This window comes from Nocardia sp. NPDC055029, assembly GCF_053608525.1.
In genome coordinates, this window is the sequence record NZ_JBSGVQ010000022.1 from 92,238 (window position 1) to 114,881 (window position 22,644).

Genomic DNA, 22,644 nt, shown 5'->3' on the forward strand with positions numbered 1-22,644 from the left:
TTCTGGAGCGTCAGTCCAGCAGGGCGACCGACGCGATGCGGTGCAGGGTGAAGTGGCGGGTGGCGCCGGTGACGGGGTCGACGGCGTCCAGCTGGCCGTTGCCGACGCGGATCGGTTCGACCACGCGCTGGCTGGCGACGCCCTGGGCGTCGACGTAGCCGATGTTCACCGGGCGGCCCACCCTGGCGGCCAGTTGGAGCAGGGCCAGGGTGGCCGCGGTGCCGGTGCGGGTGCCGTCGGTGCGCACGGATTGGCCGGTGCGGGCACCCGCGGCGCGTTCGCCCGCGCGCAGTTCGGTGACCAGCAGGGACAACTGCTCGTCGCTCGGGGGACTAGGGCGGTAGGGCTTGCGGGCCAGGGGGCGTACGGCGATGCGGGCGCCGCGCGGGCGCAGGTCGACGATCGCGCCTGCGGAATCCTCACCGGCCGGGGCGAAACCGGCCTCGCGCAGCTGGTCGAGCAGTTCGCCGAGCGGAGCGAGGGCGATGGCGACGGTCGGCGCGATCGCGCGCAGGGCCAGGGTGTCGGCCACCGGTGCGGCCAGGACCTGGGCGAGCAGGGCCGGGTCGTCGCTGCGCAGGAACGACTGGGCCATGCCTGCGCGCAGCTGGCCGTGGCGGCGGGCGACGTCGTCGATGAGGTAGGTCAGCGACTGGGGGACCGGCGTGCGGGAGTGACTGGCGAACAGGGCGTGCAGTTCGGCGGCGGTCATCCCGGCGTCCAGTGCCCGGCGCACCGAGGCGTCGCCGACCCGGTAGACCGTGGCAGCGCCCGCCGACTCCACGTCGGCGACCAGCGCGATCCTGGCGCGGAGTTCGGGGACGAGCGGGCCGGGGGCGATCACCGTCAGGTCGGCTTGGACGAGCACGTGATCGACCGGTTCCGGCAGTGCCGCGGCCATCTCGGCCTCGGCGTCGGCGACGCTGGTCGGCGCGCCGTGCAGCAGGGCCCTTGCGGCGGAATCGAGCGCGCCGCGACCGAGCATGCCGATCGTGGCGGCCTCGGCGAGGGTCGCGGTGACCGCGTCGAGGCGGAAGTGCCTGCGCCGCCGCGGCATCCGCCAGGCCAGCAGCTTGCCGATATCGGACGCGGACAGCGCGGAGCCGCTCGGGTACTCGGCGAGCAGGCCGAGGATCGCGTGCCGGTCACGCACGGCGTGCGGGATGCGCAGCTCCGCCGAGAGCGCGGCGATCGGCTTGTCGGCGGCGTCGCGCAGGCCGATCATCCAGGGCATGCGGTCCAGGTCCAGCCAGGCCTGCGCCAGCAGCACCCAGCGGGTCGCCGGCGGTGCGTCGAGCCAGGCGTCGGCGGCGGGGGTGGGGGCCCAGAAGTCGTCGGTGGTGTCGAGTTCCGGTGTCGGCTCGGGTAAGCCCTTCTCGACGAGCTTCGCGGCGGCGAGCAATTCCAGCAGCAGGCCGGTGCGCTGCTCATCGACGCCGGTCTGCTTGGCCAGCCTGCGCAATTCGCGCACGCCGAGTCCGCCCGCGCGCAGGGCGGGGGCGGGCAGGCGGCCCAGCGCGTCGAGCAGATCGGCGCAATCGCGCAGCAGCTCACCGACTTCGCCCGCGCCGACCGCGTTCACCTCGGCGGGCGCGTGCTTGGTCAGCGTCGGCTTGGGCGGGGCGAGGGCATGCGGGTCGGTGACCGGTTCGCCGCGCAGCACCTGACCGACCGTCACCGGCAGTTCGACCGTCTCGTCGTCGATCCGGTGCAGCAGCCTGGCGTCGAGCAGACGCGGCACCGGACGGTCGGCGGGCGTGCCGGGCGCGGCGTCTCTGGTGCGGCCGCGCGGGCCGGTGGTGGCCAGCTTCTCGAGCAGCGCCCGTTCGGCCGGGCTGGCCTGTGCCAGCGCGGTGGTGACCTCGGGCTCGGTGAGCGCGTCCGGCAGCGCCGTCGTCGCGCCGAGGGGCCAGGGGAGGGCTTCGGCGGCGCTGGGCGTCAGGTGCAGGCCGTCGCCGGTCTGCCAGACCAGCGCGCGGTCGAGCAGGCGGGTCAGCGCGGCGGTGAACGCGGTCTTGGTGACCCGGTCCTTCAGCTGCGCGTGCAGGGTGGTCTTGGACAGCGGCGTGATCGCGGTGCCGATGGTGCGGGCGTCCTCGTTGGCCGTGAGCGCCTCGATGATCGCGAACTCGAGCGTGTCGAGGTCGTCGGCGGCGCGCAGCACCGAGGCCCGCTGCTGGGCGCGCACCGCGAGCACCGACATCGACGCGGGCAGCGGCACCGCCAGATCGGGCCGCAACTGCAGCAGTTTCACCAGCTGGTCGTCGGTGCGCGCACCGAGCCAATCGGCGAGGGAGTCCGTCGCGATCATCCGATCCAGCCTACGTTGTGCGTATGCCAGAATGAGGCCGTGGTGAACAAATCGAAGAAACCCTACGTCGACAACGGCTGGCCGCAGGTGGCCGACGGCGAGCACGCCGTGACCGAACTGTCGTCGACCCGCGCCGGTAATCTCTCGCCCTTCGGTGAGGACACCGAGTTTCCCGTCCCGGCGGCCAAGCTGCCGTACATCCACCCGCAGACTGTCATCAACCGGGTGTAGTTCGGACGCGAAAGACAAGAGCCCGCATCCCTGGGGGATGCGGGCTCTTGTTGTCTGCGGTGGCGATCAGGAGGGCAGCAGGCCCTTGTTCGCCTCGAAGAAGTCGATCACGGCCGGGTCGAGCTGAGTGCCCTTGGCCGAGTTGAAGAAATCGAGCGCCTGCTGCGGCACGGCGACACCCTGCTGCTGCACGACGGAGAGCGCGCGGTCGACAGCCTGGAAGACTTCCTGGCTCGGATCCTGCACCTGCGGGACGTTGACCTGCGGGGCCCAGCTCGGGGCCGAGGGAGCGATGCGCTCGGTCGGGCCGCTGCTCAGGCCAAGCTTGGACGAGCAGGAGGGCCAAGCGCCCCAACCCTGCGAAGCGAGAACCTTTTCGGCGACCGCGATCTGCTGCTCGCGGCTGGCCTGGTTGGCCGTGGCGGCGTACTCGCCACCACCGTGTGCGTTCCAGGTGGAGGGCGAGAACTGCAGCCCACCCTGGTAACCGTTGCCGGTGTTGATGCCCCAGTTGCCGCCGGCTTCACACTGCGCGAGGCTATCCCAGTCGGAGTCGGGGGCCGCGCTGGCGTTTCCTGCGAAAGCTGCACTGGCAGTGCCGATGATGGCGCCGGTGACGGCGACCTTGGCGACAGTGCGGCCGGTGGAAGTCGGCTTGCGGTGGCGTCCACTCATATCGGGTTTCTCCCTCTCGTGCGCACCTGCATGTGGTCCGGATCGAGAGGTCTCCCGGTCCGCCCTCACCCCTGATTCCAATCGGGGTCCGGTACCCGCGGGGTGAAGTTCGGTGCGGCGGGCCGGTGGTTCCGGGGGTTGCCCCGGCTGAGAGAAACGGTACGACGGACAGCGGGGAAAGTCACTATTTGGTAACCGGCGTGTGAGGACGGGTATCGGGGTGGTCTCAGGGTTATCCCGGAGGTGTCCGCGCAGGTAGTCGCGGTGCCGCGTGTGCGCGACGGTTGCACGCTCACTTCGTGACCATGCCGTTATGTGACGAGGATCACACCTCTGTCTTGGCATCGATCTGCCGGGGTAACCGGTTGACGCGTCAACGCGTGCGGCGGCCCGACCACAACGCGAACACCAGGCCGAGCAGGAAACCTACCGGCGCGAGCATCGCCAGGCCGTACAGCCACAGCCCCGGCGAGCTGTCGGAGACGATCGGCGTCACGAAGATCGCGACCACGGCCAGGATCCCGATTCCGAACAGCACGACGGCGAGTTGCAGCAGGCGATCGCTCGGACGCCGAGGGTCGCGTGCGGGCGGAGGTGTGTTGGTCACCGTTGCACCGTAAAACTGATGTGCTCGCGGTATGGCCACCGGGGTAGACTCTGCACACATCGCGTCCTGCCTTGTTGTGGGGCGCGTTCTTTTCGCGACAAAGAGTACGAAGTAACCCGGACCACAAGGGTCCGGGTGTCGAATGATGAACGGGTGAGCGCAGTGCCGACCGGCCGGGTGAAGTGGTACGACGTCGAAAAGGGCTTCGGCTTCCTTTCCCAAGACGAGGGCGAGGACGTCTACGTCCGTTCCTCCGCGCTGCCCGAGGGCGTCGAAGGGCTCAAGCCCGGACAGCGCGTCGAATTCGGCATGGCCGCGGGCCGTCGTGGCCCGCAGGCACTCAGCCTGAAGCTGCTCGAGGCGCCGCCGACCGTGCGCGGCAACCAGTCTCAGCAGCCCGCCCGTAAGGACGCGGGCCCGCGCAAGTCGCCCGACGAGCTGCACGGCCTGGTCGAGGACATGATCACGCTGCTCGAGACCAAGGTCCAGCCGGACCTGCGCCGGGGCAAGTACCCGGATCGCAAGCTGTCCCAGCGCATCTCCGAGGTCGTCCGCGCCGTGGCGCGCGAACTCGACCACTAGCTCCGGCTTTTCTGCCCCGGCCTCTCCGCGAGGCCGGGGCTTTCGGCGTTATACCTCAGGGGTGCTGATCGACCAGGCGGCGTGGGGGATGTAGCTCTCGCGGCCGGTGGCGGTGTCGCGGGCCAGGATCGGCAGCTGCACCTCGATGCCGATCAGGCGCAGGTCCGGTTCGGGCTGGGATTCGACGGTGAGCGCACGGATGCCCGCGGGGTAGTCGGCGAAGCTGAGCACCCGGTCGACCTGCTCGCCGGAGGGGCGCTGGTAGATCAGCTGTACCAGCCAGGGCGATTCGGAGATCTGGTCCGGCAGCGAGATCTGCACCGGCTTGCCCGACTGCACCGGCAGCTCGGCCATCTCGCCGTACCGGCAGTCCTGCATCGTCACGGTGCAGTACATGAACGGATCGACGGTGACGGTCTCGCCGTGCGCGAACGCGGTGATCTGCGGTTGGTGCTCGGGCGCCTTCGACACGGCGTACGCGACCAGCCCGGCGGTCACCGCGGCGACGGCGAACAGGCCGACCGCGACCAGCGCGACGATCGTGCGGACGTTGAGCTTGCTCACCGGATGGGGTCTCCTGTCCCTCGCGGAACCGCACCGGGGCCTGCCCGGAACGGATGGGTAGTTGGCACTTCCTGCTCGGCGTGCTGCGGCCGGTTGCCGCCGAGACCCGGCAGCAGTGAATGCCCGGTGTAGCTGACGAAGGTCTGGATCAGCCCGGCCACCAGGATCACGCTGATCACCGCGAAACCCTTCCAGAATTCGATCGGCAACAGCACACCGGCCGCCCCGCCGATCACCCAGCTCAGCTGCAATACCGTCTCCGACCGGCCGAAACCGGACGCGATGGACTCCGGCGGCAGGTCGTCCTGGATCGCGGCGTCCAGCGACACCTTCGCCAGCGCGCTCGCCGCCGACGCGACCAGCGCGGCGAAAACCGCGCCGAACAGGTTGCCGGTCAGCATCGCGAACAGCGCGACCGCGGTGCACGCGGCGGTACAGCCGAGCACCACCAGCGAGGGCCTGCCGAGTTGCAGCCGTGCGCCGGTCGCGTTGCCGCCGAAATTGCCGAAGCCCGCCGCGGCGCCGACCGCCGCGAGCATGGCCGCCTGCTCGGTCGGGCTGCCGCCGGAACCCTTGGCGACGAAGGCGATGTAGAAGGTCAGGAAGCCGGTGAGCACGCGAATGGAACTGTTGCCCCACAGCCCGGTGACCACCGCCCTGCCCAGCGGCTGCCGCCGCTTCCTGGCCGGCACCGACGACTCCTGGCCCGGCTCGAGCACCTCGGTGTGCGCGTCGGGACCGTGATAGCTCAGCGTCGCCGGCACCTCGCCCTCGGTCACCTCCACCCACGACGGAATCCGCAGACTCAGATACGCTCCCGCGATGGCGATACCGGTGGCCAGCACCAGCGCGCCGGTGGAGCCGGCGATCAGCGCGGCGAGCGCGGCCAGCGCGCCTGCCCCGATCGTGCCGCCGACCAGGCCGAACACCGTCAATCGTGAGTTGGTACGGACCAGATCGATATCCGGTGGCAGCACTCGTGGCGTGACCGCGCTCTTGAGTACCGCGAACGATTTCGAGCCGACCATCATGCACAGGGCCAGCGGATACAGCCCCCACGTGTCGATCTCGACGATCAGCAGCACCGCGAAGATCGCGCGCAGCCCGAACGTCGTCGCCAGGGCCAGCCTGCGACCGCGCTGCAACCGGTCGAGCAGCGGACCGATCAGCGGCGCGATGATCGCGAACGGGGCGATCGTGATCAGCAGGTACAGCGCCACCTTCGTCTTGGACTCGGCGGTGGCGCTGGCGAAGAACAGGGTGTTGGCCAGGGAGACGGCGATCGCGGCGTCGAGTGCGAAATTGGCCATCGTGGCGTAGGTGAGCGCGGTGAGGCCGGACTGGTCGGCGCCGTCGGCCTTGGCGGCGCGCTGGAAGGTCGCGAAGCCGCGTTCGGTGAGTTCCCTGCTGCGCATCGCGGCGACGCGGGTCACCGTGAGCTTGCGCGGAATCCGCTGCTTGACCTCGTCGTCGGCGGGTTCTTCGGCGCGGGGGAGCGGGCGGGTCGGCGGGGGAGCGGCGCGCTTGTCGTCGGCCGGTCGACCCTGCTCCCGGGGTGGATTCGGTCCGGGGGCGCCACGCAGCGGTGTGGTTGCCGCGGAATCGGGGTCCGCCTTGCCGCGCCGGAACAGGCTCCTCGACCTCACCGTCGGCGGATCAGGCGAGTCAGGGCTGGGGAAGACCTTGCGCGGTGCGGACGGCCGCCGCGGCTGTTCGTCGTGACCCGCGCGCGGCGGGTACTGCCCGAAGCCGGGGTGTCGGCCGGGCGGGGCGCCCGCGGCGGTACCGTCCCGGCGACCACGGTCGGGACCGGATGGTTCGCGGGGCGTAGTCACAGTCCAATTCTGGCGCACGCGGGCACACGGCGTTCACTCGCGGCGCGGCAGTGTCGGCCAGATCGCGTCATTTCGGCACGAACCGCACCTCGAACAGGCGCGGCCAGTACTTGCCGGTGAGCAGGAACCGGTCGGTGCCCGGCAGATGCGCGATGCCGTTGAGGACATCGGTGCCTGCCCGCTCGCCGCGGCTGAGCAAGCCGCCCGCCTCGATGACGGCGAGCACCCGGCCGGTGTCCGGGTCGATGCGCAGGATCTCGTCGGAGGGGTAGTTGTTGGCGTACACCGTGCCGTCGGGGGCGCAGTCCAGCTCGTTCGGCTGTGGGTCGCGGTAGCCGGTCAGTGTCACCGAGCCCGTTTCCGCGAAGGTCACTGGATCGCGGAAGGTGAGGGTGGGCGTGCCGTCGCTCATCACCAGCCGTCGCGGCTGCGCGCACAGGCCCCACCCCTCGCCCTCGTAGCGGATGCGGCCGGTCTCGGCCAGGGTGACCGGGTCGCGCGCGATGGCGACCTCGTCCTTCCAGGTCAGCTGCCAGACGATGGCGCCCGCCCTGGTCATGCCCTCCCCGAACATCGGGTCCGGCAGGTCGACGCGCGCGGTCTCGGTGCCGGTGGCCTGGTCGGCGGCCCGCGCGCTCGACACGCCCCACATGCCGGTGCTCTCGTAGCGGACTCCGTCGACGACCTCGAGACCCTGGGTGAAAGCCTGCGGATCGTGCGGTGACGAGCCGATCACCTCCACACGCCAGCGCGGCGGGCCAGGCTCTTCCGAGCCGCCGCAAGCCGTCGCGCCGAGCAGGCTGACCAGCACTGCGACGGCCAACGAACTCCGATTGCACTTCATACGGCAAAATGTATGCCGTGAGCGCAGTATCTGTTTCGGAGTCCGGCGTGCGTCCTGTTCTGGCCGATGCGGCCGAAGTCGCACGTCGTGCGCTCGTCGAGTTGGAACCCGACGGGGTCGGAGCCCATCTGGGGGTGAGTGCCGAGGACGAGACGGCGGCCACCCACCGGTTCGAGGCGACCCTGCCCGGTTACCGCGGCTGGCAGTGGGCCGTCGTCGTCGCCGCGCCGCCGGAGGCCGAATACGCCACGGTCAGCGAGTCGGCGCTGCTGCCGGGCCCCGACGCCCTGATCTCCCCCGACTTCATCCCGTGGGAGCAGCGCGTGCGCCCCGGCGACCTCGGCCCCGGCGACCTGCTTGCCCCGCCCGCCGACGATCCGCGTCTGGTCCCCGGCTATGTGGCCAACGGCGACCCGGTCGTCGACGAGGTGGCCTACGAGGTCGGCCTCGGCCGCACCCAGGTGCTCAGCCTCGAAGGTCGCCTCGACGCCGCCCAGCGCTGGTACACCGAGTTCGGCCCCGACACCGAGATGGCCAAGGCCGCCCCCTCCACCTGCGGCCTCTGCGGCTTCTACCTGCCCCTGGCAGGCGCCCTGCGCGAATCGTTCGGTGTCTGCGGCAACGCGATGGGCGCCGACGGCCACGTCGTCCACATCGAATACGGCTGCGGCGCCCACTCCGACGTGGTCGCCCCCAGCGGCAACGGTTCACCCCGCTACGAAGCCTTCGACGACCACGCCGTGGATTTCGTCGAGATCGTGCGGCCTGCCGGCACCGTGGCAGCGGCCGAGGCTGACGCTGCGGCAGTCGAGCCAGGACGGCCCGCCGTCTCGCAGGAGACCGCCGAGGCGGAAGCCGCGGACGCGGCGGCCGCCGAACGCGCGGCACTCGCCGAAGGTGCCCGCCCGGAGTCGGCCGACGAGGTCGTCGCCGCGGAAGCTGCGTCCGCCCCGGCTACGGAGACTGCCGCTGAGTCCGCGCCGGATGCCGAGACTGTCGCCGCTGAGGGTGCGTCCGCCTCGGGTGCTGAGGCCGTGGCCGCGGAGGCTGTGCCCGCCACCGGTGCGGAGGCTGTCGCCGCGGAAGCTCCGGCTGAGGCGAAGGCCGCCCAGGCTGCCGCCACGGAGTCGCAGGCTGACGCCGAGGTGGCCGCGGGCGCGACTGCTACCGGCGCCGGCGACATCGGGGCCGAATCTGCTTCCACCGCTGAGGCTGTGACGGAATCCGACCAAGTCGCGACGGTGGCACCGGCCTCGGGCGCTGGGGCTGAGCTCGCTTCGGACACCGACGTTGTCGCTGATACGGCTGCTGAGGCGACTTCTGCTGGTGCCGAACAGGTTGGAGCCGATGCATCGGGCGCGGAGGCTGCGGCCGACGAACAGGAGACCGTGGCCGAACAGGGCGCGGCTGAATCTGATTCGGGTGCTGAGGGTGCGGGCGATTCGGTGAGTGAGCACGGATCGTCGGTGGCGCGCTGAACGGTTCGGCGGACCCCTTCGGCACCGCGGAACTGCGTGCCGGAGTGCTTGCCGCCTGGCGGGATTCGCCGACTCGGCTGCGTGAGGACAGTGCGAGTGAGGCGGATCTGGTGGCCGCGGGCTACCGGGATCGGGTGCTCACCGAGCTCGCGCAGAACGCCGCCGATGCCGCGGCGAAGGCGGGGGTGGCGGGTGAGCTCACCGTGCGGGTGCTCGACGGGCGTCTGCATGTCGCCAATACCGGTGTGCCGCTGGGTGTTTCCGGTGTGCACGCGCTCACCGCATTGCGCGCGTCGGGGAAGGCCGGTGACGAGCAGGTCGGGCGGTTCGGTGTCGGCTTCACGGCGGTGCGGTCCGTCGGCGACGAGATCGAAGTCCGTTCCACGACCGGATCGATCCGCTTCTCCCGCGTCGCGACGCTGAACTCCTTGCACGACATCGGGATCCAGATCCCCGACGACCTGGCGGCGATCGCGCCACCGGTGCTGCGCCTGGCCTGGCCGGTGCCGACCTTCCCGGTCGCCGGCGCCGACACCGAGATCGTCATCCACCTGCGCGACGACGTAGACGCTGACGCCTTGCTCGATGCGATGCGCGCGGAAGCAGTCGACCTCCTCCTGGAACTGCCTGCCCTGCACCGCATCCGGATCGCCGACGCGGAGTTCTCCAGCACCGTCATCGACCTAGACACCGACGGTCTCACCGAGCTGGCGATCACCCAGTCCAGCGCCCCCGCCCAGTCCGGTGGTGCCGCCCACCACAGTGCCCCCGCGCGGTCCGGCGGTGCGGCGCCCGGTGGCCACGTGCAGTCGGGCGATGCGGCCCAGTCCGGTGACCACGCGCAGTCGGGCGGTGCCGCGCAGTCCGGCGGCCCCGCTCAATCCGGTAACACCACCCAGCGCTGGTGGCAGTACAGCACCCCCAGGGCTCGCTGGCTGCTGCCCCTGCGCGACGGCCGCCCTGTCGCCACCGCTCCTGATGTCCTGCGCGCACCAACCCGCTCCGACGAGGAACTATCCCTCCCCGCGATCCTGGTCGCCGACATCCCCATGCAGCCCGATCGCCGCCGCCTCCTCCCCGGCGCCCGCCTCACCGAAATCGCCACCGGCTACGCCGATTTCGCCCGCGCCCTCCCGCCCCGCGACCGCCTCGTCCTGATCCCGGCCCCCGGATTCGCCCGTAGCGAAGCCGACGGCCTCCTCCGCGAAGCCGTCACCACCGAACTCCGCACCAACCCCTGGCTCCCCGTCTGCCCCACCTCCGGTACCGGCCGAGCCGACGTGGGTGCCGATGACTTCGTGCCCGGTGCGCCGGCCGGGTCAGCGACTGCCGTAGATGTCCTCGCATTCGATGTGTCTGCCGGGTCCACCGCCGACGACGCGCACGGAACATCCGCACCCGTTACGCCTGGGCGTACGGGTGTGGACATAGCTGCCGCCCCCTGCGGCATCCCCACCCGCGCGAGCGTATTCCCCGACCTCACCCCGGAACTGGCGACCCTGCTCGCCGATATCACCGGCCCCCTGGTGATCCCGGAGCTCTCCGGCCGCGCTCAGCAGGAGAAGCTGTCCGTCCTCGACGTGCACCGTCTCGGCCCCGCCGCCCTGGCCGACCTGTCGAGCGGCTTGGACCGGGAACCGCACTGGTGGCAGCGGTTCTACGCCGCGCTCGAACCGTTCGTGGTCGACACCGTGACCGCCGAGGAGTTCGGTGCGCTCGCGGTGCCGCTCGCCGACGGCAGGCTCGTCACCGGGCCGCGCACCGTCGTGCTCGACGACCAGCTCACCGTCGCCGTCCCGGTGCACTGGGCCCGCCTGGTCCACCCGGACGCCACGCACGCCCTGCTGGCCCGCCTCGGCGCCCGCAGTGCCACCGCGGAGGACCTGCTCACCGATCCGGGCCTGCACGACCTGCTCGAGCAGGACCCGGCCGACCCGGACACGGTCGACGCGGTCCTGCACCTGGCCCCGTTCGCGACACCGGAGACGCTGCCCTCCTGGCTCGGTCTGCTCGAATTGCCCGACGACACAGGGGAACTGCGCCCCGCCGACGAGCTGCTGCTCCCCGGCGCCCCGCTCGCCGCCGTCCTGGAAGCGGACTCGCCGTTCGGCACCATCGCCGATGATGTGGTCGCCGAGTACGGCGAACAGGCCCTGCGCGCGATCGGCGTCGGCTGGGGTTTCGCGGTACTCACCGACCCCGATCCGATCGGCCCCGACCACGACCTCGACGACGAACACGACTGGTGGGACAGCCTTTCCGCGGACCCCCGCGAGCTCGCCGCCGTCCGCGACCTCGATCTGGTCGACGAAAATCGCTGGCCCACAGCGCTTCGCCACCTGCTGTCCGAACCGCGCACCCGCGCCCTGCTCGCCGACCGCGACGGCTATACCGCCTGGTGGCTGCACCGCCACGCCCACATCGACGGCATCGCCCTCGGTCGCCTGCGACACCCCGGAGACGACGAATTCGCCGGTCTGCTCCCGGCGTTCGAGGTCGACGGCATCGAAGGACCGGATCTGGACGTCCTGCGCCCGATCCTGGTCCGCCCGGACGTGATGTCGGCCGAACTGGCCGAAGAACTCCTCGACGCCCTCGCCGACCCGTCGAAAACCCCGGCGCCCGAAGTCATCGCCCACACCCACGCCCGCCTGGCCGCCGCCGTCGAGTCCGGCGCGCTCGATCCGCGCGAACTGGATCTCCCCGAGCAGGTTCGCGCCCTGTCCGGCGCGGTCGTCGACGCGGGCACCGCCATGGTGCTCGACCAGCCCTGCTTCGGCCTGGTGGTCCCGCCGGAGCGGCTGGTCGCCGGCGACACCGCCCATGCGGGCGCACTGGCGTCCCTGCTCGATCTGCCGCTGGTCTCCGAGGAAGTCAGCGCCGAGGTGCTCGGCACCGGCAGGCGAACCACCTGGGCCGCCGACCCGCTGGGCGTGGTGCTGCGGCAGCTGTGGTCACCGGCGGACACGAGCGGCGCGCTGGTCCTGCACGACACCCTCGAGGTGTACCTGCGCGGCGCGCTGTCGGGCACCGTGCGGGTGCCGTGGTGGCTCACCGACGACGCCGTGCACGTCCAGGTGCCGCGCGGTTAGCGCGCGTGCGCGGTGACCATCTCGGCGAGCAGATCGAGCTGGGTCTGCACGGATTCGCTGTCGTCGTCGACCAGCCAGCGCAGCACGATGCCGTCGATGACGTTGAGGATGAACCGGCTGAGCTCCGTGATGGGAGTGTTCCAGGTGGTCTCGGTGGCTTCCCGGCAGTGGTCCATCACGTCGGCGACGGTGCTGTCGTTGAACGCGTACTGCTCGCGGGCGATCGCGATCTTGGCCGGTGTCGTCTCACCCTCGCGCAGCGAGTAGGTGGTCGTTTCGTAGGTGAGCAGCTGACGTTCCGGGGTGGCCTCGATGTTGCGCCACATCAGTTCCAGTGCGCCGCGCACCAATTTGTGAAGCGCTTCTTTTCCTGTTCCGGCATCCGCCCAGATCGAATCATCCGCATCGACGGAATCGCGCAATTCCATGGACAACGCTTTGACCAGCTCGGTCATCAGCGCATCCTTGTTTTCGAAACAGTAATGCACCACACCAAGCGAAACACCTGCCGCTTGGGCGACATCGCGGGTGGTCACGCCCGCGACGCCCTTTTTCTCGGCGAGACCGATCGCTGCCTCGATCAGGTGGGCTCGTCGTTCTTCGACGCTCAATCGGGAGGACACCCGTGCGAGTTAAGCGCTCGCGTGGCAAACAGTCAATTCGCCGGTCCGCGAGAAAATACTGGACATATGACCAGTTGGTGTGGTTGTCTCCGAAACGGAAGTTGCGAAGGAGTCGCCTGATGTCCGTGTCCCGCCGTACCGTCCTCACCGCCTCGGCGCTGGGTATGGCCGCCGTTCCCCTCGTCGCCACGGGAACGCCCGCCGCGCACGCGAATTTGAAACCGGACGGATTCGAATTCGGTCTCGGTATCGCCGATCTCACCGGACCCGCGGCGGAATGCGGCATGATGGGCTACTCGCAACTCGATCAGGCCACCGCCGGAATTCATCTGCGCCCGCGGGCGCGCGCGTTCGTGATCGGTGCGGGCGGAAATCGGATCGCCTACGTCGCGGTGGAGAACGGCGCGGTGTTCGGGTCGGTCCATCGCGGTGTGCTGTTCGCGCTCGCGCAGCGATTCGGCGATCGCTATACCGAGCGAAATGTCGTGCTCACCTCCACCCACACCCATTCCAGCTGTGGTGGTTCCGCGCACGACTACGCCTACACGCTGGCGACGCTCGGATTTCAGCAGCAGGTGTACGACGCCGAGGTGAACGGCATCGTCGAAGCGATCGCCGCGGCCGACGCCGACTTCGGTCCCGGCGCGATCGCGCTGGGCCGCACCGAATTGCACGATGCCAGCGTGAACCGGTCCCGCGTCTCCTTCGAGCGCAATCCCGAGGCCGACCGCGCGGTGTTCCCCGGCGCCGTCGACCCGGCGGTGACCACGCTGGTCTTCACCAGGGCGGGCCGCGAGGTCGGCGCGCTCACCTGGTTCGCCACCCACAACACCTCGATGACCAACGCGAACCGCCTGATCAGCTCGGACAACAAGGGCTACGCCAGCTTCGCCGCCGAGCACATCGAACACGGCGTGCGCCATCTCGACGGACCGGCGTCCTATATCGCCGCGTTCGCGCAGACCAATGCCGGTGACATGTCGCCCAATCTCAACCTCGCCCCGGGTGACGGGCCGACCACCGACGAGTTCGAGAACACCAGAATCCTCGGCGAACGCCAGTACGCGGCATCGAAAAGAGCGGCGGCGCAGGCTGTTTCGATGTCGGGCTCGGTGGACTCGCTGCTGTGCTACATCGACCTGGCCGACGTCACCGTCGACGGCCGCTTCACTCCCGACGGCGCACCGCGACGCACCTCGCCCGCCGCCGCCGGCGTCTCGCTGATCGCGGGCAGCGTCGAGGACGGTCCCGGCCTGCCCGGCGGGCCGATTCCCGAGGGCGTACGCAATCCGCTGGTGGACTTCCTCGGCGGGATCGACCAGCCACACCCGGCCTGGCTCGCGGATGCCCAGGCGCCCAAGGCGATCGCGGTGCCGCTTGGTCTGCTCCCGCCGGTGCCATGGGTGCCGAATGTGGTGCCGATCCAGCTGATCCGGATCGGCGGGCTGTATCTGGCCGCCGCCGGCGCGGAATTCACCATCGTCGCCGGCCTGCGGGTGCGGCGGGCGGTGGCGGCGGCGCTGGGCGTCGACCCGGAACAGGTGCTGCTACAGGGCTACGCGAACTCCTACCACGAATACGTCACCACGCCCGAGGAGTACGACGCGCAGCAGTACGAGGGCGCCTCGACGCTGTTCGGGCGCTACACGCTTGGCGCGTACCTCCAGGAATTCACCCGGCTGGCTGCGGCGTTCGTGGCGGGCGGGGCGATCGGCCGCGGTCCGGCGCCGCGCGATGTCTCGGCACTGCAACCGAACTTCGCCTCGACCCCCGGCCCGGACGCGACACCACAGGGTCGCGCTTTCGGCGACGTTCTCGTGCAGCCGCCCGCGCAGTGTCCGCGCGGGGAGCGGGTCGCGGTCGAGTTCGTCTCGGCCCATCCCAAACACAATCCGCGCCGCGGCGACACGTTCCTGGTGGTGCAGCGCCGCACGAGCGCGGGCGACTGGGTACGGGTGGCCAACGAGGGGGAGTGGGACGTGCGATTCCACTGGCGCAAGGAAGGCGACGCGATCTCGATCGCCAGATTCAGCTGGGACATCCCCGCGTCGGCCACGCCGGGGGCGCACCGGTTCGTGCACTACGCCGACGCGCTCGGCGCCGACGGGGCGCTGCGTCCGGTCACCGGGACGAGCGCCGAATTCGAGGTGATCGGTTAGTCGGTCCGCAGCCCCACCTGGGCGCCCTTGTCGCCGCGCCGGGCGGACCGGCGTTGCAGCAGGAAGATCGACAGGCCGAGCACGCCGACCGCAAGGCCCATCAGGCATACTGGCCTGGCCTCTGACCAGGCCGGATTCAGCCACACCAGTGCCGCGGCCACGAGCCAGGCGACGAAACCGGCGACGACGACCGGCCGCGGATCTACCAGACGTCGGGGCAGCGCGGGCATCTCGGAACTGACGTGGCCGATATCCATACCCAAACAGTAGCCGCGTGAAACCCGTCAGGGGGCGCGGCCGTACCGTAGAGTTCTGCACTGTGACAACGCCATCGGACGTCCGTGCCCTGGCCGGTGATCTCTCACTGGCCGTCGTACGGCTCACGCGACACCTGCGCGGCCGCCGTGCCGACGCGCAGATTTCGCTCACCCAGCTGTCGGCTCTGGCGACGCTGGCGCGTGATGGCGCGATGACGCCGGGGGTGCTGGCAGGCAAGGAGCGGGTGCAGCCGCCGTCGATGACGCGCGTCATCGCCTCGCTGTCGGACCTGGATCTGGTGCAGCGCCGCCCGCACCCGACCGACGGCAGGCAGATCATCGTGTCGCTGTCACCGGCCGGGCGCGCGCTCGTCGCCGACGAGACGCATGCCCGCGAGGCGTGGATGACCGATCAGCTCTCGCGCCTGCGGCCCGAGCAGATCGAGATCCTGGACCGGGCCGTCGAGATCATGAACCAGATCGTCGCCGAATCCGAGTGATCAGCTCGCGGCGCGCGCGTCGTCGGCGTCGACGACCTCGTGGCCGAGCGGGAACAGCGACAGCGGCACCAGCTTGAGGTTCGCCCAGGCGAACGGCAGCCCGATGATCGTGATCGCCAGCGCGATGCTGGTGGCGATATGGCCGAGCGCCAGCCACCAGCCCGCGAAGATGAACCAGATCACGTTGCCGATCAGCGAGCCGGCGCCCGCGCTCGGTTTGCCGACCACCGTGCGGCCGAACGGCCAGAATACGTACCCGGCGAGCCGCAACGAGGCGATGCCGAACGGAATGGTGATGATGAGAATGAAGCAGATCAGTGCCGCGAGCAGATAGCCGAGGGCCATCCAGAAGCCGCACAGCACCACCCACAGGATGTTCAAGATCAACTGCACGATCTTCATGCTTCCATCATGCCAGGATTGTCCAGTGGCCGAAGTGATCGACATCGACGACCCCGCCGACCCCAGGGTCGACGACTTCCGTGACCTGTCCTCCGCCGACCGCAGGCCGGACCTGCCGGGGCGAAAAGGCCTGGTCATCGCCGAGGGCGTGGTCGTCGTGCAGCGGATGCTCGGCTCCCGGTTCACCCCGAGCGCCCTGCTCGGTGTCGGGAAACGCTACGAGCCGCTGGCCGGGGACCTGGCAGGCCGCGACATCCCGTACTACCGGGCCAGCGCCGAGGTGATGGCCGAGGTGGTCGGCTTCCATCTCAACCGCGGTGTCCTGGCCGTTGCGCCGCGCCCGGCCGAGCTGACGCCCGCGGAGGTGCTCGACGGCGCCCGCACGGTCGCGGTGCTCGAAGGCGTCAACGACCACGAGAACCTTGGCTCGATGTTCCGCAATGCCGCCGGCCTCGGCGCGGACGCGGTGCTGTTCGGCGACCGGTGCGCCGATCCGCTCTACCGGCGCGCGGTGCGGGTCTCGATGGGGCACGTGCTGCGGGTGCCGTTCGCGCAGCTGCCGTCGTGGCCGGGCGGCCTCGACCTGTTGCGCGAGCGCGGTTTCCAGATCATCGCGCTGACCCCGGATCCCGCGGCGATGAATCTGGCGACGGCGATGACGGGCAAGCGGGTAGCGCTGCTGCTCGGCGCGGAGGGACCAGGACTCACCGAGGAGGCCATGCGCGCCACCGATGTGCGCGCCAGGATCCCGATGTCGCCCGGCACCGATTCGCTCAATGTGGCGACCGCGGCGGCGATGGCGTTCTACGAGCGGGTGCGGACATCGTGAAGCAGGAGCCGGACGGTCCCTATCGCGCCCAACCGGATTCGGTGCCATGGGTCGCGGGCTGCACTGTCGTCGTGCTTGTCGCGGTGCTCGGCGCGGTCGCGGTCTACGCGTTCGGCGCCGCGCTGGCCGCGGTGCATCCATTACTGGCCGTCGCGGTGAATCTGGTCGCCGCGATCGGGGTGGCGCCGACGGCGTGGCGCTGGCGGTTCACCCCGGTGGTGCGGTGGGTGCTGGCGGGCGCCGCGATCGGCGTGCTGGCCGGCTGGCTGGCGGTGATCGTCGAGGAGCTCGGCGGCTGAGTCGCGTCACAGCACCCGGTCGGTGCGGTGCAGCCAGCCGAACAGGCCCCGCTTGCGCCGGGTGGCCGCGCCCGGCCTTGCCCCTTGCGCGGGCCGGGGCTGTGGTGCCTGGCCTTTCGGATAGAGCGTGAACCCGCAGACCGCCAGGTCGCCAGGGACGAGGCGGCCCGGCTCGGCGGGCGTGCGGTAGTGGAAGCCGAGCCATTCGGCATTGGCCGCGTCGGCGAAGTCGGGCGGATCGAACGGCAGCGACTGCGGTCCCGGATGCGTGCCGTCCCACCACCGCACGGGATGCTCACCCGCCCAGAACGGCCGCTCCCACACCATCGGCAGCCCTTCGTTCTCCAGGATGTCGACCCGGGTGGAACTGAACGAGCGCCGGAATTCGCCCCGCTCCCAATGCGCGAACGCGCCCCAGTGCAGTGTCGCGTCGAACGACACCAGATAGGTCTGCTCGGACGCGAGCGGCCGCACCAGCAGATCCGGCAGTTTCGTCGGCCGCACGAGTGCCGCCTCGGCCGTGCACACGACGGTCAGCCCCGGATAGCACCCGATGTACACCTCGTCCCGATCCGGCGCGGCACACCCGTTGAGCGTCCCGATCATGATCGGCAGCACATCGTGCTCGGCGTACAACTGCCCGGCGAGCGCCGCGGCGGCGGCAGGATCAGGTTCGGGGTGGTCCCGCAACACACCCACCGGATCCGGAGTGTCGACATACCAGAGGGTGGAAGCAGATATCACCAGCCACCACCTCCCACCTGGACCGAATCACCAGCTCTAGCAAGAACATGGGTAACTCACCGGGAACGGGCTAACTCAACTCGCCGACAACCACCGGCCGCCAACGCACCCCGACCCCGCACCTGAGTCTGGCCAAAAGACGCGGAGAGGCGGTTAATGTCCGGAGCTGCGGACGCCCAGTAAGACGTCTTCCCAGGACGGCATCGGCGCCTTGCCGCGCTTGGCCCGTGCGGGCTTCGCGGCAGGCTTCTCCGCCGCCGGTTCCGTCGCCGCGGGCTCCTTGTCCTGCTGCTGTGCCGCAGGCTGACTCGGCGCCGCCGGAACGGCCGGAATCGCCGCGGCGGGCACCGGTGCGGCCGGAATCGCCGCGGCCGGAATCGCCGCGGCCCCACCACCGGCCGCGACCGCGCGCTGCTCGTAGTACTCGTCCAGCGTCGGCTGGGCGGGACGGCTCGCAGGACGCGCGGTCGGGGCGACCTGCTCGCGCGGACGCGGCTCCACCGGGGTCGGCGGTTCGACGACCGGTGCGGCCTGCTCCACCGGGGTGGGCAGGATGGTGGCGAGCCCGCGCAGCGCGCGACCGAAATCGGGATCGATCAGGTCGTTGGCCGGGTCGTCGAGCGGGGACACCGAGCCGCCGTGCGCATCCGGCTGGTAGCGCCAGTGCGCCGCGATCTCGGAGTGACCGTGGCGCCACTGCAATTGGGCGACCCAGAAACCCTTTTCGTCTTTCCAGGCATCCCATTCGGCCTGTTCGATGGTGTGGCCGCGCTCGGCGAAGGCCGCGGTGACGATCTCGTGCAGCGTTTCCACCGCGGGTCCGTCGGGGCGCACCGGATGCGCTTTCTGCGCCAGTTCGGCGGCGCGTGCGCGTTCCAGCAACACCGGGTAGGCGAAACGTTCGACTTTGGTGGCCGGCATCCCGGACTCCGCCGTGACCTGCTCGACGGACGCTCCGGCTCGAATACGGGCCTGGATATCGCGAGGACGCATAGATGCTTCCGTTTCGATCTCGATCTGGCCGAATCGTGCGAGGTCGCCGCGCGCCGCCGCGCGGAGCTTGTCGTCGGCGGGCAACCGGAACTTGGTGCCGGACTCGGTGTCACTGCACACGATGTGCGTGGAGTCGGGCGTCACCCCGATCACTCGAAGTTCACGCACCGTTACCTCCCTATCGCGTCGGCTACGACACCGCCCACTTTCCTAGACAGTAGTGCACATTACTTGCCCGCCGCAGCAGACACGCACGACCGAAATCGCGCACCGGGACGCCAGGTCCCGCTAATCTGATCGGCTCACCACACGAATCCTGGTCGTGTGCAGGGATTTTGGTGATGGATCAACATCAATTGCCGCCCAGCGAACCGCTGCTGGAATGCAAATGTTGCGAACCCGTGGAGAACCTACGCAAAGGGCCGGTGCCCGATGAACCGAAAAGGGTTCACCGGGCACCGGCCCTGATTGCGGTCTTATCTCAGAGCTGGCCGACAACCCAGTCGATCGAACGGGTCAGCTGCGACACGTCTTCCGGGTCGATCGCCGGGAACATGCCGACGCGCAGCTGGTTACGGCCCAGCTTCCGGTACGGCTCGGTGTCGACGATGCCGTTGGCGCGCAGGATCTTGGCGACCTGGGCGGCGTCGACGGCGTCGTCGAAGTCGATGGTGCCGACGACCTGCGAACGGTGCGCCGGATCGGTGACGTACGGGGTGGCGAAGGAGCTCGACTCGGCCCACGAGTACAGGCGCGAGGACGAGTCGAGGGTGCGCTTGACGGTCCAGTCCAGGCCGCCGTTGGCGTTCATCCACTCGATCTGGTCGGCGAACAGCAGCAGGGTGGCCAGCGCCGGGGTGTTGTAGGTCTGGTCCTTGGTGGAGTTGTCGACGGCGATCGGCAGCGACAGGAACTCCGGGGTCCAGCGACCCGAGGCCTTGATCTCCGCGACGCGGGCCAGCGCGGCCGGGCTCATGATCGCGATCCACAGGCCACCGTCGGCGGCGAAGCACTTCTGCGGGGCGAAGTAGTAGACGTCGGCGTCGGCGATGTTCACCGGCAGGCCGCCTGCGCCGGAGGTGGCGTCGATGGCGATCAGGGCGTTCTCCGAGCCGACCGGACGCGAGACCGGGATGGACACACCGGTCGAGGTCTCGTTGTGGGCCCAGCCGATGAGGTCGACCGAGGGGTCCGAGACGGGCTCGGGCGCGCTGCCCGGCTCCGAGGAGACGACGATCGGGTCACCGATGAAGGGGTTGCCCTTGGCGACCGAGGCGAACTTCGAGGAGAACTCACCGTTGGTCAGGTGCAGCGAACGCTCGCGGATCAGGCCGAACGCGGCGGCATCCCAGAACGCGGTGGTGCCACCGTTGCCGAGCACGACCTCGTAGCCCTCGGGCAGCGAGAACAGCTCACGCAGGCCGTTGCGCACACGCGCGACCACGTCCTTGACCGGCTTCTGGCGATGCGAGGTACCGAACACCGAGGCGCCGACAGTCACCAGGGACTGCAGCTGCTCCGGGCGGACCTTGGACGGGCCGCAGCCGAACCGTCCGTCGGCGGGCTTGAGGTCGGCGGGAATGGTCGGGAACGCACTGGTCATGGGGGTGAGTTTAGTGGTGGGGGCGCGGGAGTTGTCGGGGTGGGGTGGGTGCTGTGAGGCGGGACACGCGGGGTGGGGCTGGTTCCACTGCGCCGACCGCACACTATCGACGCGATCGGTGCGAATCCTGACCGAAACCGCGATCAGTGAACGCACGGCGTAGTTGTCCTCCTCCGGCATGGCTGGGAGTGCGGGGAATTTGCCCTTGTGAGTAGGCAGTTCGCATTACTCTTCTGCTATGAGCCTCGTGGTGGTCGACCCTGGTCGGACCCTGCTCGACCGGTGTGCCTGGGTGTTCGGGAGGCGGCCGGCGTTACTGGCCGAGAGTTCGCGGCGGGAGTTGCTGATCAGGGGGTTACCCGCCACCGCGACGGTGCTGTCGGTGCGGTCACGGCGCGGGGAGTGCGGTTACCGGTTCTCCGTGCGGGTGCAGGTGCCCGGCGAGCTGGCCTACGACGCGCGGGTGCGGCAGCGGGTGCGTAGCCAGGACCTGGAATGGATGCAGCCCGGCGATACCGTCGGATGCCGGGTCGACCCGGGCGACCGGGAACGCGTGGTGCTGTTCGTGCCCGAGGTCCCGCAGTCCGGCCGGAGCGCGGCCGCCAAAATCCTGGCCAACGGGCGCAGGGCGGAGGCCACCGTGCTCGCCGTCGCGCCGATCGCCGCCGACTACACCGGCCGCGACGACCCGGTGCTGCGCCTCGACCTCGAACTGCGCGCCTGGGACGAGCCGACACCATGGCGAGTGCGGCTGATCCAGCCGGTCCCGCTCGCCGCGGTCGGCCAGATCGAACTCGGCGCTCGCCTCGATGCCGCGTTCTTCACCGTCGACCGGGGCAGCTCCGTCGCCATCGACTTCTCCGCCCTGACCTGAGCCGCCGGAACGAGCTACCGCTCACCCAGGTTTCCCGGAGCTCGACAGCCTGTGTTGCCGAAGGTGAGCTACGGCGTTGCCACGCGAATTCCGGTGAGGACTGCGACTACAGGTGGACGAAGGTGTAGCCCGCCGAGCGGAGCGCGGGGATCGCCGCGGCCATGCCCGCCGCCGTGCCGGATTTCGGGCGGTGCATGTGCGCGAGGGCGATGCCGCCCGGGGCGGCCGTGCTCATCGCGCGCTGGACCTGGGCCGCTGACGCTGTGGCGCCGAAGTCGGCGTTGACGGTGAAGCCGAGGGGTGTCTCGCCGAGTTCGTTGACGATGGCGACCGCGACGTCGTCGTAGTGGGCGGTGCCTGCGCGGAAGAAGCGTGGTGGTCTGCCGGTGAGCTCGGTGATCCGTTCGTGGTTGGCCCACACCTCGTGCACCGCCTCCGCCGACGAGACGGTTCCCGCGATGTTGTAGGCGGCGCGGCCGGTGACCGAGAGTGGTTTGTGGGCGACACCATGGGAGGCGATCTCGAACAGCGGGTTCGCGGCGAGGTGCTGGACGCGGGTGGGGTCGGCGTCGATCCAGCGCTTGTTGAGGAACAGGGTCGCCGGGACCTGTTCGGCGATCAGCAGGTCGATCAGCGCCTGGTCGAGTTGGCTGTTGCCGGGTCCGCCGCACGCGTCGAAAGTGAGCGCGAACTGCTTGCCCGCTGCGGGGAAACCGCTGGTGATGCCCGGTAGCGCGACGCCCCACGCGTGTGGTCGCGCGCCCGCGTGCCTGGCGGCGACCACGGCAGGGCAGACCGTGGGAGGCGCGATCGCGGGCGGAGTGATCGCGGTGGAGATCGGCAGGGCGGTGAGCGGTGCGACCACTGCTCGACCTGGCTGCGCGGGAGTCGAATCACCTTGTGCGGCAGCACATCCGGTGATCACGCTGGCTGCGAATGCAGTGCAGACGCCGAAAAGGCGACGCCGCGACAGTCCGTTGTCCTGCACAATCCACCCCTTGCCGATCACGTTCGCCCGGATCGTATCGCCCGACCAAGGGCGGTGCGTGCTGAACGTGTTCTCGCAGGTCGATTGCGCAGCAAGTAGGTGACGCGACCATTAGCCGAGAATGAGCCGGGCGCCGGTCGGCACACACTGTGCC

22 protein-coding genes are annotated in these 22,644 nt (G+C 70.1%); 9 read left to right on the forward strand and 13 right to left on the reverse strand.

Annotated features, from left to right (window positions below; translation table 11 throughout):
* Window positions 1-10: 10 nt before the first annotated feature.
* The gene (locus tag ACWF9G_RS19950; RefSeq protein WP_379307620.1) at window positions 11-2,311 is read right to left on the reverse strand and encodes a helicase-associated domain-containing protein; all 2,301 of its coding nucleotides are present in this window, start codon (window positions 2,309-2,311) and stop codon (window positions 11-13) included.
* A 39-nt stretch (window positions 2,312-2,350) separates the two neighbouring features.
* On the opposite strand from ACWF9G_RS19950, the gene ACWF9G_RS19955 reads away from it, so the two are divergent.
* Window positions 2,351-2,542: a hypothetical protein gene (locus ACWF9G_RS19955; RefSeq protein ID WP_189030191.1), complete on the forward strand. Its 192-nt coding sequence runs from the start codon at window positions 2,351-2,353 to the stop codon at window positions 2,540-2,542.
* 66 nt (window positions 2,543-2,608) lie between these two features.
* On the opposite strand, the gene ACWF9G_RS19960 is transcribed toward ACWF9G_RS19955, so the two are convergent.
* Together ACWF9G_RS19960 and ACWF9G_RS19965 are read right to left on the reverse strand one after the other, a co-directional pair.
* A complete protein-coding gene (locus tag ACWF9G_RS19960) occupies window positions 2,609-3,217 on the reverse strand; it encodes a transglycosylase family protein (RefSeq protein ID WP_379307622.1) in 609 nt (202 codons plus the stop codon).
* Window positions 3,218-3,590: 373 nt separating this feature from the next.
* A complete protein-coding gene (locus ACWF9G_RS19965) occupies window positions 3,591-3,824 on the reverse strand; it encodes a hypothetical protein (RefSeq protein WP_452516970.1) in 234 nt (77 codons plus the stop codon).
* 162 nt (window positions 3,825-3,986) lie between these two features.
* On the opposite strand from ACWF9G_RS19965, the gene ACWF9G_RS19970 reads away from it, so the two are divergent.
* Window positions 3,987-4,406: a cold-shock protein gene (locus ACWF9G_RS19970; protein ID WP_189031244.1), complete on the forward strand. Its 420-nt coding sequence runs from the start codon at window positions 3,987-3,989 to the stop codon at window positions 4,404-4,406.
* A 48-nt stretch (window positions 4,407-4,454) separates the two neighbouring features.
* On the opposite strand, the gene ACWF9G_RS19975 is transcribed toward ACWF9G_RS19970, so the two are convergent.
* The 3 genes from ACWF9G_RS19975 to ACWF9G_RS19985 all read right to left on the reverse strand — a co-directional run bounded on the left by ACWF9G_RS19975 (window position 4,455) and on the right by ACWF9G_RS19985 (window position 7,649).
* The gene (locus tag ACWF9G_RS19975; protein ID WP_379307626.1) at window positions 4,455-4,970 is read right to left on the reverse strand and encodes a DUF2771 domain-containing protein; all 516 of its coding nucleotides are present in this window, start codon (window positions 4,968-4,970) and stop codon (window positions 4,455-4,457) included.
* Window positions 4,967-6,805, reverse strand: a complete 1,839-nt coding sequence (locus ACWF9G_RS19980; protein WP_452516972.1) for an MFS transporter — start codon at window positions 6,803-6,805, stop codon at window positions 4,967-4,969. Before ACWF9G_RS19980 ends, ACWF9G_RS19975 begins: the two co-directional genes overlap by 4 nt.
* A gap of 67 nt (window positions 6,806-6,872) precedes the next feature.
* Window positions 6,873-7,649 carry a glutaminyl-peptide cyclotransferase gene (locus ACWF9G_RS19985; protein ID WP_452516974.1) on the reverse strand — a complete coding sequence of 259 codons (777 nt, stop codon included), beginning with the start codon at window positions 7,647-7,649 and terminating at the stop codon, window positions 6,873-6,875.
* 17 nt (window positions 7,650-7,666) lie between these two features.
* On the opposite strand from ACWF9G_RS19985, the gene ACWF9G_RS19990 reads away from it, so the two are divergent.
* Together ACWF9G_RS19990 and ACWF9G_RS19995 are read left to right on the forward strand one after the other, a co-directional pair.
* Window positions 7,667-9,127: a DUF3027 domain-containing protein gene (locus ACWF9G_RS19990; protein WP_452516976.1), complete on the forward strand. Its 1,461-nt coding sequence runs from the start codon at window positions 7,667-7,669 to the stop codon at window positions 9,125-9,127.
* A gap of 44 nt (window positions 9,128-9,171) precedes the next feature.
* Complete coding sequence (locus tag ACWF9G_RS19995; protein ID WP_452516977.1) at window positions 9,172-12,219, forward strand: sacsin N-terminal ATP-binding-like domain-containing protein; 3,048 nt, start codon at window positions 9,172-9,174, stop codon at window positions 12,217-12,219.
* Here the strand turns inward: ACWF9G_RS19995 and ACWF9G_RS20000 are convergent.
* Complete coding sequence (locus tag ACWF9G_RS20000) at window positions 12,216-12,842, reverse strand: TetR/AcrR family transcriptional regulator (protein WP_379307634.1); 627 nt, start codon at window positions 12,840-12,842, stop codon at window positions 12,216-12,218. The genes ACWF9G_RS19995 and ACWF9G_RS20000 overlap by 4 nt on opposite strands.
* Window positions 12,843-12,961: 119 nt before the next feature.
* On the opposite strand from ACWF9G_RS20000, the gene ACWF9G_RS20005 reads away from it, so the two are divergent.
* On the forward strand, window positions 12,962-15,001 hold the full coding sequence (locus tag ACWF9G_RS20005; protein ID WP_452516980.1) for a neutral/alkaline ceramidase: 2,040 nt from the start codon (window positions 12,962-12,964) through the stop codon (window positions 14,999-15,001).
* Here the strand turns inward: ACWF9G_RS20005 and ACWF9G_RS20010 are convergent.
* Entirely contained in the window at window positions 14,998-15,258 is a 261-nt protein-coding gene (locus ACWF9G_RS20010; protein ID WP_452516982.1) for a DUF2530 domain-containing protein, read from the reverse strand. The two genes, ACWF9G_RS20005 and ACWF9G_RS20010, sit on opposite strands and share 4 nt — an antisense overlap.
* 62 nt (window positions 15,259-15,320) lie before the next feature.
* On the opposite strand from ACWF9G_RS20010, the gene ACWF9G_RS20015 reads away from it, so the two are divergent.
* Window positions 15,321-15,758, forward strand: a complete 438-nt coding sequence (locus ACWF9G_RS20015; RefSeq protein WP_379307640.1) for a MarR family winged helix-turn-helix transcriptional regulator — start codon at window positions 15,321-15,323, stop codon at window positions 15,756-15,758.
* On the opposite strand, the gene ACWF9G_RS20020 is transcribed toward ACWF9G_RS20015, so the two are convergent.
* Entirely contained in the window at window positions 15,759-16,160 is a 402-nt protein-coding gene (locus tag ACWF9G_RS20020) for a YccF domain-containing protein (protein WP_379307642.1), read from the reverse strand.
* Between the two features lie 25 nt (window positions 16,161-16,185).
* Between ACWF9G_RS20020 and ACWF9G_RS20025 the strand changes: the two genes are divergently transcribed.
* Window positions 16,186-16,989 carry a TrmH family RNA methyltransferase gene (locus ACWF9G_RS20025; RefSeq protein ID WP_452516984.1) on the forward strand — a complete coding sequence of 268 codons (804 nt, stop codon included), beginning with the start codon at window positions 16,186-16,188 and terminating at the stop codon, window positions 16,987-16,989.
* Entirely contained in the window at window positions 16,986-17,288 is a 303-nt protein-coding gene (locus ACWF9G_RS20030) for a DUF2537 domain-containing protein (RefSeq protein WP_379307644.1), read from the forward strand. Before ACWF9G_RS20025 ends, ACWF9G_RS20030 begins: the two co-directional genes overlap by 4 nt.
* 6 nt (window positions 17,289-17,294) lie before the next feature.
* On the opposite strand, the gene ACWF9G_RS20035 is transcribed toward ACWF9G_RS20030, so the two are convergent.
* From ACWF9G_RS20035 to serC, 3 genes are all read right to left on the reverse strand, one after another.
* Complete coding sequence (locus ACWF9G_RS20035) at window positions 17,295-18,032, reverse strand: DUF6928 family protein (protein WP_452516985.1); 738 nt, start codon at window positions 18,030-18,032, stop codon at window positions 17,295-17,297.
* Between the two features lie 153 nt (window positions 18,033-18,185).
* The gene (gene sepH, locus ACWF9G_RS20040; protein ID WP_379307648.1) at window positions 18,186-19,193 is read right to left on the reverse strand and encodes a septation protein SepH; all 1,008 of its coding nucleotides are present in this window, start codon (window positions 19,191-19,193) and stop codon (window positions 18,186-18,188) included.
* Between the two features lie 313 nt (window positions 19,194-19,506).
* Window positions 19,507-20,628: a phosphoserine transaminase gene (serC, locus tag ACWF9G_RS20045; protein ID WP_452516987.1), complete on the reverse strand. Its 1,122-nt coding sequence runs from the start codon at window positions 20,626-20,628 to the stop codon at window positions 19,507-19,509.
* 238 nt (window positions 20,629-20,866) lie between these two features.
* Between serC and ACWF9G_RS20050 the strand changes: the two genes are divergently transcribed.
* On the forward strand, window positions 20,867-21,502 hold the full coding sequence (locus tag ACWF9G_RS20050) for a hypothetical protein (protein ID WP_452516988.1): 636 nt from the start codon (window positions 20,867-20,869) through the stop codon (window positions 21,500-21,502).
* A gap of 106 nt (window positions 21,503-21,608) precedes the next feature.
* Here ACWF9G_RS20050 and ACWF9G_RS20055 read toward each other — a convergent pair whose 3' ends face one another.
* On the reverse strand, window positions 21,609-22,367 hold the full coding sequence (locus ACWF9G_RS20055; RefSeq protein WP_452516990.1) for a polysaccharide deacetylase family protein: 759 nt from the start codon (window positions 22,365-22,367) through the stop codon (window positions 21,609-21,611).
* Between the last annotated feature and the right edge of the window lie 277 nt (window positions 22,368-22,644).